This window comes from Falsiroseomonas sp., from assembly GCF_030695085.1.
Taxonomy (GTDB): Bacteria; Pseudomonadota; Alphaproteobacteria; order Acetobacterales; family Acetobacteraceae; genus Falsiroseomonas.
The window spans coordinates 1-10182 of sequence record NZ_JAUYTS010000102.1 but is presented as its reverse complement, the minus strand read 5'-3'; the positions used below and the strand labels follow the sequence as shown (position 1 = coordinate 10182).

Here is a 10182-nt window from a genome sequence, read left to right as displayed (position 1 = left end):
CAGGGGTTGTTGGTCTCAGCAACCCAACCCTACCGAAGATCACCGCGGTGGCCGCCCAGGGCGCTCCGCTTCGCTCAGCCAGGGGCTTCGCTACGCGCCCCGGGCTTCGGTCCTCCTACACCACCACCCGGGACACGACCTGGGCAGGCCGTTCACGGCCTGCCGGCGGAAGCAGACCGACGGTGATCGCACCCTGTCACTGGCCTGAAAGAAGTCGTCGAAGGGCGCCTTGCAATCCCGGCCCGGCATGGTAGGAACCACCCGTCGCCGGAGCGCGGGCGTAGCTCAGGGGTAGAGCACAACCTTGCCAAGGTTGGGGTCGAGGGTTCGAATCCCTTCGCCCGCTCCAGTCGGTTTCCCGTAAGCGTCCTCTGCTGACTGCCTTGTGGTGGGTATCGCAGAGCAGTTTCACCTTGCCCCGACGCGGCTGCGTTTGGGACGATTCCGGCGTGACGCCGCACCCGAACAGCGCGCCGCCTGAGGATCCCGCCGCCCTGGCGGCGATGATCGCGGCGCTGCGCGGTGAGCTGGCCGAGGAGCGCGCGGCCCGTCGCATCGCGGAACTTGGACTGCAGGCCAAGACGCTCGAGGCGGAGCAGCTGCGGGTGCAGATTGCACGACTGCGGCATGAGCGATTCGGGCGATCGTCGGAGCGCCTGGCCGGTGAGGTCGCGCAGCTGGAGCTGCGGCTCGACGAGGTGCTCGCCGACATCGCCGCCGCGGGTGGCGCCGGTGACACCGAGGATGAAATCGCCAGCGGTCCAGCGCCGGAGGAGAAGGCCCGACGCCGCGGCCGCCGCCCGCTGCCGGAGAACCTGCCGCGGCGAGATGTCGAGCACCTGCCCACTGGCGGCTGCGCCTGCCGGTCCTGCGGCGGGGTGCTGCGCAAGGTGGGCGAGGACGTGACAGAAATCCTGGAATACCGCCCCGGCCGCTTCGAGGTGGTGCGCCATGTCCGGCCTGCGTTCTCCTGCCGGACCTGCGAGGCGATGACGCAGGCGCCGATGCCAGCCCTGCCGATCGAGCGTGGCAGGCCCGGCCCGGGTCTGCTGGCCCATGTGTTGGTCTCGAAATACTGCGACCACCTGCCCCTCTACCGCCAGGCGGAGATCTACGCCCGTGACGGGCTGGACCTGCCCAGGGGGCTGTTGGCGGGCTGGGTTGGCAGGTCGGCCGCACTGGCCGAGCCGATGGCGGCGTTCATCGGCCGCCATGCGCTGGCCGGGCCCAGGATCCATGCCGACGACACGCCGATGCCGATGCTGGCACCGGGCCGCGGCAAGACGCAGACGGCAAGGGTTTGGGCCTATCTCCGCGACGATCGGCCGTTCGGCGGGCGCGACCCGCCCGCTGTGTTCTACGAGTTCACCCCGGACCGGAAGGGCGAACACCCGCAGCGGCGCCTGCGCGACTTCCAGGGCATCCTGCAAGCCGATGCCTACTCCGGGTTCAACGCGCTCTACGAAAGCGGCCGCGTGGTCGAGGCGGCGTGCTGGACGCATGCGCGGCGCTACTTCCACGATTGCGTATTCCGACGGAAGCCAGATCGCACTGGATCCACGCTACAGTGTCACATGCTGGGCGGGCGACGGAAAATATGAGCGGCACCAAGGACGCGTTCGGCAGCGGCTCCCTTGATCCCAGAGCGTTATCGGCTCAGGCAAACCCCTCGATGTTGAATTGACGCATGGCCAGCAACTCGTCCCTGCTAGCCGATGGGCGCCCGACCGGGCCGCCAAGGCCAAGGACACGGCACGCAGAGGGAGGCTAGCGCGATGGCCGCGATGTATCACGATGGCAACCGCATGCTGCAGGACGAGTTCGGCAGCCGTGCCCTTGCGGATGCACTGCGCGACACGCTGGCGCGCGACGCCTTCAACGAGGACGACGCCGCCTACATCGCCCGTCGTCCCTTCTTTTTCATGGCCACCGCCGACGCCGAAGGGCGCCCGGACTGCTCCTTCAAGGGCGGCGAGCCGGGCTTTGTGCGGGTCGTCTCGCCCGACCTCCTGGTGTTCCCGGACTATGACGGCAACGGCATGTTCAAGTCGCTCGGCAACATGTGGCGAACCCCCATGTCGGGCTGCTCTTCATCGCGATCGGCGCGCCGGAAGAGCGGCGGCAGCGGCTGAGGGTAAATGGCATCGCTGAGGTCACGCGCGACGACACGCTGCTGGCCGAGTTTGTCGGCGCCCAACTCCTGATCCGCGTCCGACCCACCCAGATCTTCCCAAACTGCCCGCGCTACATCCCGCGTATGCGGATGGAGGAGCCGTCGCCCCACCTCCCCCGTGCCGATCGCCCGGCAGCCGAGCCCAGTTGGAAAAGCCGCGCCGAATTCCGCGACGTCGTCCCGCCGCGACGCACATGATCCCTCGTCGGCGCGCTATTTGCACCCCTATCCCGACGATGCCGCTTCGAATGCATAACGTGCTGCGATGGCTTGCGGTATGGCGTAATCGCGCCAGACATTAGAACGAGCGCTTTCGCTTCAGTTCATGCATGCAGGCGCAACAAATGAGGCGGTCAGACCAGAGCCTGCAGCCTGCGCAGAGTAGCGCGCGCATCCTCCGCAATGTCCCGTACGATGTCACCCGCAGGCTGGACGTGGGACACCAAGCCCACTCCTTGCCCCGCCCAAAGCGATAGCGCGTCAATATCACCTTCCGCGTCGGGCGTGGGTGTGTAGGAACGATAGCGTTGGATCGGTCCTCGCGAGACCGAGGTGGCGACGACCTCCCCCTCCCTAGGACGCCGGCCGGGCGGAGGGCTGCCGGCCGCCTCCCATGCCTCAACCGTCGAGTTGCGCAGCACCCGGTGCGGCGCGTCCGGCCAGCCGATGTTGAAGACGTGAGTATGCACCGTATCGGTTTCCCGCGCCCCGAGGATCAGATCTCGGTAGCGCGGATGCACGATCGCCTCCGTGCTGGCGAGGAAGCGCGTGCCAATCCAGGCGCCGGCCGCGCCGAGGCAAAGAACTGCGGCCAGCCCACGCCCATCCGCGATGCCACCGGCCGCCACCACAGGCGTCGCCGGACCAACAGCATCCACCACCGCGGAAACCAGCGGCAGCGTTGCGACGGAGCCCCGGACATGTCCGCCTGCCTCCCAGCCCTGCGCCACGACAACGTCGACCCCACAACCCACTGCTCTTCGCGCCTCCTCGCCACTTGCGACGGTGTGGAAAATCGTGGTCGCGCCACCGGCGCGCGCGCGCGCCGCGGAGGTAGCCGGATCACCCCAGAAGAAAGACAAGATGGTCACCCCCTCTTCCAAGCAGACCTCGAGGCGTTCTTCCTGTTGGAACGCGAGGACCAGGTTGACCCCGAACGGCCGATCGGTGAGGGCGCGGGTCTGATGAATTTGTTGGCGAAGAGTCGCGATATCCGCGCTCCAGGGCGCCAACATACCAAGGCCGCCAGCGTTGCTGACCGCGGCGGCAAGAATGGGGCCCGCGGCTCCGCCGATTGGCGCCTGGACAATGGGCAGTTCGACGCCAAGGCGCCGGCAGAGGATTGTGCGCATATCGTTGCTTCCTGGACCAGTTTCCTTGCGCCGCCGGGAAAGGCTTAACAGTCGGTACGCGAGCGCTGGGCGATAGCCGCGGCTTGGACAGTACCTTCACGCCGGGGCGGATCGTCAACAACCGCATCGGCCTCGACATCTGATGCGCGACGGCCACGGCCTGGAGCACCTCGATCCGCTACTACGGCCTCAGGCGACTGGGGGTGAATGCCGCGCAGGACCGGTTTGGCGTGCGGTTTGGCAATGAAGTCGGCACCTATACCAACCACAACCGCCACGTCTTTGACGCGCCGAACTTTGAGCTGCGCCAGGCCGGCAGCAACATCGCCATCCCCTTCCTAAACCAGACCTCGGGCTCCGCCATCATCGCACGCAACATGCGCATGGAAGCCTGCTCGCCGATGGCGGCGCGGCACACCGCCGGGGCGCAGGATTGCGAGTACGACATCGCCTGGACCAACACCTACCTGGTCAGCATAGACTACACGGCCACGGCGAACCGCTGCGGCAATGCGGTGATCAATCGGCACCGTGCGCCGGCGTCGCGCTTCCAGCGCTTCCTGGCCGGAGTCCCGAACACGCGTGCGGCCGGCGTTCCGGCAGTCGGCGACGGAGGTGGGTGTCGAGGGGCTGATCACCATCGCGACCTCCACCACCACCGCGACCTTCATGGCAGATTTCTGCTTCAACGGGCTGGCGGATGTGACGCCAACCGACCGCGCGGTGACGCTGGCCGCAAACCGCGGGCTGGGCTGGATGCTGGATACCTCCCAGGCCAAGGAGTTCGCCCTGGCGCATTGGCTGACGAGCGGCGCTTCGGGCGGGCGGCTGTTCGTGCGGGTGTTTGATGGCGCCGGTAATGTGCGGGAGGACATCGCGGGTGACGTCCTGGCGTCGATCACCACCATGCAGTGGAACGGGCCGGCCAAGGGGTGGAATGCCGGCGCGGCGATGGACGATGCCAACCTCAGTCGCCGGCAGACCATCCGCGTGGGTGCGTCCGTGGCCTATGCGCAGGTGGGCGTGATTGGGTTCGATGGGCCAATCGACCTGCAGGCGCTGCGGCTCTACGGGCTGCCGGAGGCGGCGCCCGCGGTGCTGAATGGAACGCCGCTGCTGACGGGGGCGCTGTTCGGCTCAGGGCGCCGGGAGTTTGCCGCGGAGGTGTCCTGGGACCTGCCGAGCCTGGCGCCAGGGGCGACCTCGCTGCTCGACGTCACGGTGAACGGGGCGCGAGCGGGAGATCTCGCGCAGGCGTCGCTGGTGTCGTCGACGCGGTACATCGAGCTGGATGCCGCGGTGTGGTCGAACAACACGGTGCGGGTGATGGCGCGGAACATCTCCGCGGCGACGTTCGATCTGGCGGCGGCGACGCTGTCGGTGGGGGTGGTGAAGCGGCGAGTGCCGTGAGCGAGGTCAGAACACGCGATTGGTGACCATCAGCGGCGTATCGGCCAGCACCAGACCCTGCTCACGGGCTAATTGGCGTGCAAAGAACAGCAGCATCTTGCGGCCGTCGTCATCGACGTGGCCCCATATCCGGAGCAACTCTTCGCGCTGATTCGGGCCAGGCCTTGGCCAGGGACGCGCTTATGCGGTGTGGCCCTTCCTACGACGGCCATCGATGTGTCTCCACCATCGCGACGAACGCTTCAGCATGGCAGCAGCAGTGTTTGTGGCCAAGGATTCTTCCTTTTACCAAACAGTCGGCTGCATCTGCAGCGCGATTGTCCGGATGCGAAGCACCCGTCACAGTACCATCGTACCCCCCGCCACCAGCAGCATTCCACTAAGTGTTCGCCCGAACTGCTGGTCCGAAAGCCGGTCAAACAAAGCCAGCCCACACACGGTCCCGAACAGCGCCGGTGCCACTGTGAGCAGAAGCTCTGGGTCGGCGCTGGACAACGCCCCACGCCCCGGGTCCATCACCTGCAACAGCAGCAGTGCCGCGACCTGCATCATCAGGATGTACGGCTGCGTCAGTCCGCGCGCCGCGCCCCGACCAAGGCCGCGCACGCCGCACCAAACCACCACTGGAGCCGCCGGAAACGCCAGAAGCCCGCCCGTGACTCCGCCTGCGGCTCCGACCAGCACCTGCGCCCAGCGCGGCCCCGCGTCCTGCGGCGCTGACGGTGGCCGCCAAAGCATCCAGGCGGCAAAAACCATCAGCAGCGTACCTAAAAGGAGAATGTGGCCACGACCGCTGATCTGCAGCAGCAGCAGCAGCCCCAAGGGCAGCGTTGCCAGGCCGCCTAGCAGGAATGGCACCCCGCCCCGCCAGTCCAGGTCCCGCCACAGGTGGAGCACCGAATAGCCTTGCATGGCGATGCTGGCGACCAGAATGATCGATACGATCCGCATTGGTTCATCGACCAGATGCACCAGCATCACGGCGCAGATTGGCGCGAAGGCGAAGCCCGCGATCGATGCGACGGCCGACGCCAGGAACACGGCCAGTAAAGGCAGCAGCATGTCCAGTCCCGGCCAGATCGCGCCGACCGTCCCGGCATAGGCCACCGCCGCCAGTGTGCAGCACCCGAGGACCAGAAAAGGAGAATCGCGGCGCGGCAGCGCTCCCGTCGCATCAAGCTGCATGGCGCGCGCCCATGGCGTCGTGCCGCACGGCTAGCGCCGGGATTTGCCGCGTGTGCCGGGTCGATCCTCGCGGATCCGCAAGACAGCACCTCACAGCCGACCGCCCAGCAGGCCCGGACCATTCCGCCGCCATCCGGGCGCCCGCGCCAAACCTATCGGCTGGCCCGCCGCCCGCGGATGGAGGGCCAGCGCATCGAACAGGGCATTGAGGGAATCAGTCTTGAAGGCCTGAATTTCCAGCACAGCGACAGCGGCGCCAAGCAACTGATCAGTAGAAAGGCCGGCTTGGCCATCCGGCTCAAGGGCATCGTGCAGGGCGAGAACGAGCGATATCTGCCGATCGGGCGCGCCCGGCGGCACGACCGGGATACCTTTGGCGTCGCCGGCGCGAAGCATTTCGATCTCGCAGAAAGGCTCAGGCGGCTGTTCGCGCGTGGCCGATGCGGGCGCGGCGTGGCCCAGCAGCAGCCCGGCCAACAGGCACAGCGGCAGCCAATGACGAAGCGCAGTTTCTCGCGTGGAGGGGGAGTGATTGACATCGGCGCGCTTCAATCCAGTCATGGCGTGGGGGCATGTGCGCCTGAGCGCGGCAGACAACGATTTGAGTCCGTGTTGGGCGGGGAGCGGACCAACCACCGACCCAAGGCCCCCGCCTTTCGAAGGTCCGGTGCGTTCAGCGAGCGCGGGGCTCGGTGCAGGTGAACGAGACCGCTGTCGTCGTCCCTGCCAGGCCGGCGCGGCGGCAGAGCTCCCAGACAAGCTCGCTCGACGACGCAGCATGCGCCCTCGATCCCTCTACGATCGGCCCACCGGCGCGGACGAATCCGACCGTCTCCTCGGTGGCCACGTGAAAGACGGCGAAGCCGGCAACCTCATTGGCGCGCCGAATGGCGCCACAGGTGACATAGCCGCTGACGCCAGGGCCAGGCTCGTAGGGGTACGCCACGAGGGACTGCACGACCGCTCCGGGAATGGCATCCGCGAGAAGGCTGCGGGCATCGCCCTCTACCTCGGCGCCCTCCCACAGCACGTCGGCACGGGGCAGGGCCGCGGTGGCTAACCCGTCCGGCGCTGGCAAGTTGATCAGCTGGGACCGTGTTTCCAGCGTGAGCGGGGAGGTCCAGGCCTGCTCTCCCCCGGCCGCACAGAATGCGGCCACCGCCAGCACCTTGTTCCAGATCCTGTGCATACCGACCTCGCTCACAAACTGTCGCCTAGTCAGTCGCACGAGCACGCAGGCCGATCAGGAAGCGAAGACGAAAGATTCACGAAACCGGCCCCTTAGGCGGGGGACGGCAGCCAGCGCCGGCGTCCGAACGTCTCCTCGGGGCGCGGGGCGCGCGGGGCAATCTCGGAGACGGTCATCTTGAACGAAGCCAAGAAGGGGCGTGAAGCGCCAGTCAGCGGCTGCGACCGAAGCCGCCGTCACGGAAGGACAGAAAGCCCGGCAAGGTGACGATGTGGCCTGCCGCCATCGCAGCGGCTTGCTTCCTGGCGCTCACCGGCTGGCGCAGCGGCCAGGCGCTTACGCTGCGGTGGGAGAGGGTCGGCATCGCCAGGCGCAACGCCCGCCCGCCGGATACCAATGCGGGCGAAAGCCTCCGCCCCCTCTCCGCCGCCGCCTGCGACGTGCTGCGGGCCCAAGGGCAGGGCGCCCTGGATGCGCTGGTGTTCCCGCCCTCGCGCGACGACGGGACGATGACCGGCTTCCCCCTCCCTGTTCGCCCGCATCGCGAAGACGGGCGGACTGCCAGCCGACGTGACGCCGCACATCCTGCGGCACTCCTTCGCGGGCCCCGCCAACGGCGGGCAGCCTAGGTTGGCTGCTCAAGGCGCACGTGCAGCGACAGGCACCGAATACGGGATGATCAGCGCTGTTGCAGATGTTTTGTGCGATCGCTTTCGCGACGGGCAGGAGGTGGCGCCAGCGCTGCGTTGCGATAGAGTGTGTCCGTTCCGGTTAGCTGGAAGGCCCAGGGACACCCGCGGGATGGGCGTAGGCAGGAATGGAGACCAAGGCGCGCGCGCACCGGATCCGCTTCGGCCACTGCACCCTCGACGAGGGGCTGGGCGTGCTGTTCGCACCCGACGGGACCGAGACGCTGCTGCGCCCGAAGACACTGGAGCTGCTGCGCTTGCTGCTGCGCAATGCCGGCCAGGTGGTGACGCGCGACGAGATCATGGAGGCGGCCTGGCCCGGCGTCTTCGTCACAGACGACAGCATAACGCAGTGCGTGGTGGAGTTGCGCAAGGCGATGGGCAAGGGCGGCGCCGGACTGCTCAGGACGCTGTACCGCCGCGGCTACCTGCTGCAGGCCGAGGTGGCGGCGGAGCGGTCGGACGGTCACGCCGCCGGGGACGGCCCGGCCGGGCTGCCCGGCGACCGCCCCTCCATCGCGGTGCTGCCCTTCCGCAGGGGCGTCGCCGACCCGCAAGAGGCCTATTTCGCCGACGGCATCATCGAGGGCATCGTGCATGTCCTCTCGGGGCTCGAGCGGATCGTCGTGGTCTCGCGCGGCTCGTCGCTGGCGGTGGCGGAGACAACGGTCGACCCGCGCGATGTCGGCCGCGCGCTCAGCGTGCGCTACGTGCTCTACGGCGGCGTGCGGCGCGCGGGCAAGCGTCTGCGCATCACGACGGAGCTGAGCGAGACGGACACCGGCGCCATCATCCGCAGCGACCGCTACGAAGGCGATGTGGACGACCTCTTCGCGCTGCAGGATCTGATCGCGGAGCGGGTGGTGACCACGATCGCCCCCGAGGTGCGCCAGCGCGAGCTGGCGCGGGCGATGCGCAAGCCGCCCGCGAGCCTGACCGCCTATGAGCTGGTGCTGCGCGCGCTCGACGAGATGCGGCAACTCGACCGCGCCGCGATGGAGCGCGGCCGCGCGCTGCTGGAACAGGCGATCGCCGCCGATCCCGGGCACGGGCTGGCCTACGGCCATCTCGGCTGGTGGTACGTGTTCTGGGTGGCGCAGGGATGGTCGGACGACATCGCGGCGGACCAGGCCGCCGCGACGCGCGCGACCTCCGCCGCGCTGGAGCGCGACCGCAACGACTGCCTGGCGCTGACGGCGCGCGGCCTGCTGGTCGGCCATATCGAGCGAGACTTCGACTTGGCGGAGCGCCTGTTCGACCAGGCGGTCGCCGCCAGCCCGAGCTGCGCGCTGGCCTGGAGCGGCGGCGCCGCGCTCCGCAACTGGCGGGACGAGGGCAAGGAGGCGGTCGCCTGGGCGGAGCGCGCCGTGCGCCTCGCCCCCGTCGATCCCTTCGCCTTCCTGCATGAGCACATCCTGGCCCAGGCGCACTACACGGCCGGGAACTGGGAGCAGGCGATCGCATGGGGCCGCACCTCCATCGCCTCCAACCCCCGGCACCAGGCGACATGGCGGGCGCTGATCGCCAGCCTCGTTGCGGCCAGCCGTATGTCCGAGGCCCACGAGGCCGCGCAGCGCCTGCTGGAGCTGGATCCCGGGTTCAGCCTGCGCGGCTTCGCGCTGCGCACCACGCTGCCGCCCGCCGTGCGGGTCCGCTTCTTCGACCAGCTTCGCCAGGCCGGCCTGCCCGAATAAGGGGCGCGCCCTCGTTTCTGCTACCATCGCGATGCGGACCCTCTCCGATCTGATCGTGACGGAGGGTCAGCCGGTGCCGTGGAGATCAAGGAGCTGCGGTCGAGGATCCAGCGTATCTCTCCGTCCGGACGCAGTATGCGGTACTCCGACACCACCGGCTCGCCACGTAGCTGGGCCGCCTTGCGGGCATTGACGATGCCGCGGTCGTCAGTGGAGCGGCCCAGAGGATGGGCCGGATTCCTCGGGGTCGCGTTCTGCAGGCTCCTCGGCTGCCTCTCTTTCGAGCGCTACCCGCGCCGCGCCGATACGGGCAAGGCGCCTCGCCTTGTCTCCCGCGTGGGTTCATCGGCTAGATGTTTAGTCCTGGCGTTTGGTGGAGCGGGTTGGCGTTGAACCGCTGTGGCTCTGCGGTCCACTGCTTGCAGATGAACTCGTAGGGCGTGAGTCCGCGCAGGGTCTTCAGTCGGCGGCCGAAGTTGTAGGCGGCTAC

General features: G+C 68.3%; 10 protein-coding genes, 1 tRNA gene and 1 pseudogene. 6 read left to right on the top strand and 6 right to left on the bottom strand.

The window, feature by feature from the left end:
• Positions 1-274: 274 nt before the first annotated feature.
• The 4 genes from Q8S40_RS11920 (at position 275) to Q8S40_RS11905 (ending at position 2371) form a co-directional block, all read left to right on the top strand.
• A tRNA-Gly gene (locus Q8S40_RS11920) sits at positions 275-349 on the top strand.
• 154 nt (positions 350-503) lie between these two features.
• A complete protein-coding gene (gene tnpC / locus Q8S40_RS11915; RefSeq protein WP_305670573.1) occupies positions 504-1601 on the top strand; it encodes an IS66 family transposase in 1098 nt (365 codons plus the stop codon).
• Between the two features lie 174 nt (positions 1602-1775).
• Positions 1776-2132: a pyridoxamine 5'-phosphate oxidase family protein gene (locus Q8S40_RS11910; RefSeq protein ID WP_305670572.1), complete on the top strand. Its 357-nt coding sequence runs from the start codon at positions 1776-1778 to the stop codon at positions 2130-2132.
• A complete protein-coding gene (locus Q8S40_RS11905; protein WP_305670574.1) occupies positions 2063-2371 on the top strand; it encodes a hypothetical protein in 309 nt (102 codons plus the stop codon). The genes Q8S40_RS11910 and Q8S40_RS11905 overlap by 70 nt, the downstream gene beginning before the upstream one ends.
• A gap of 155 nt (positions 2372-2526) precedes the next feature.
• On the opposite strand, the gene Q8S40_RS11900 is transcribed toward Q8S40_RS11905, so the two are convergent.
• Complete coding sequence (locus Q8S40_RS11900; protein WP_305670571.1) at positions 2527-3525, bottom strand: nitronate monooxygenase family protein; 999 nt, start codon at positions 3523-3525, stop codon at positions 2527-2529.
• Positions 3526-4107: 582 nt separating this feature from the next.
• Between Q8S40_RS11900 and Q8S40_RS11895 the strand changes: the two genes are divergently transcribed.
• A complete protein-coding gene (locus Q8S40_RS11895; protein WP_305670570.1) occupies positions 4108-4935 on the top strand; it encodes a hypothetical protein in 828 nt (275 codons plus the stop codon).
• Between the two features lie 339 nt (positions 4936-5274).
• Here the strand turns inward: Q8S40_RS11895 and Q8S40_RS11890 are convergent, their stop codons facing one another.
• The 3 genes from Q8S40_RS11890 to Q8S40_RS11880 form a co-directional block, all read right to left on the bottom strand.
• The gene (locus tag Q8S40_RS11890) at positions 5275-6120 is read right to left on the bottom strand and encodes a TSUP family transporter (protein ID WP_304809494.1); all 846 of its coding nucleotides are present in this window, start codon (positions 6118-6120) and stop codon (positions 5275-5277) included.
• 90 nt (positions 6121-6210) lie between these two features.
• Positions 6211-6681 carry a hypothetical protein gene (locus tag Q8S40_RS11885; RefSeq protein WP_305670569.1) on the bottom strand — a complete coding sequence of 157 codons (471 nt, stop codon included), beginning with the start codon at positions 6679-6681 and terminating at the stop codon, positions 6211-6213.
• Between the two features lie 112 nt (positions 6682-6793).
• Positions 6794-7324 carry a hypothetical protein gene (locus tag Q8S40_RS11880; protein WP_305670568.1) on the bottom strand — a complete coding sequence of 177 codons (531 nt, stop codon included), beginning with the start codon at positions 7322-7324 and terminating at the stop codon, positions 6794-6796.
• Positions 7325-8126: 802 nt separating this feature from the next.
• Here Q8S40_RS11880 and Q8S40_RS11875 point away from each other — a divergent pair.
• Positions 8127-9692 carry a winged helix-turn-helix domain-containing protein gene (locus Q8S40_RS11875; RefSeq protein ID WP_305670567.1) on the top strand — a complete coding sequence of 522 codons (1566 nt, stop codon included), beginning with the start codon at positions 8127-8129 and terminating at the stop codon, positions 9690-9692.
• Between the two features lie 20 nt (positions 9693-9712).
• Here Q8S40_RS11875 and Q8S40_RS25190 read toward each other — a convergent pair whose 3' ends face one another.
• Both Q8S40_RS25190 and Q8S40_RS11870 read right to left on the bottom strand, forming a co-directional pair.
• Positions 9713-9889, bottom strand: a complete 177-nt coding sequence (locus tag Q8S40_RS25190; RefSeq protein ID WP_371136831.1) for a PAS domain-containing protein — start codon at positions 9887-9889, stop codon at positions 9713-9715.
• Between the two features lie 152 nt (positions 9890-10041).
• Positions 10042-10182: pseudogene (locus Q8S40_RS11870) on the bottom strand (IS481 family transposase); the annotation flags it as partial.

Coding starts and splice junctions, on each gene's coding strand:
- Q8S40_RS11885 (WP_305670569.1), bottom strand. CDS start 6,681: ATGACTGGATTGAAGCGCGCCGATGTCAATCACTCCCCCTCCACGCGA.
- Q8S40_RS11900 (WP_305670571.1), bottom strand. CDS start 3,525: ATGCGCACAATCCTCTGCCGGCGCCTTGGCGTCGAACTGCCCATTGTC.
- tnpC (WP_305670573.1), top strand. CDS start 504: ATGATCGCGGCGCTGCGCGGTGAGCTGGCCGAGGAGCGCGCGGCCCGT.
- Q8S40_RS11890 (WP_304809494.1), bottom strand. CDS start 6,120: ATGCAGCTTGATGCGACGGGAGCGCTGCCGCGCCGCGATTCTCCTTTT.
- Q8S40_RS11875 (WP_305670567.1), top strand. CDS start 8,127: ATGGAGACCAAGGCGCGCGCGCACCGGATCCGCTTCGGCCACTGCACC.
- Q8S40_RS11910 (WP_305670572.1), top strand. CDS start 1,776: ATGGCCGCGATGTATCACGATGGCAACCGCATGCTGCAGGACGAGTTC.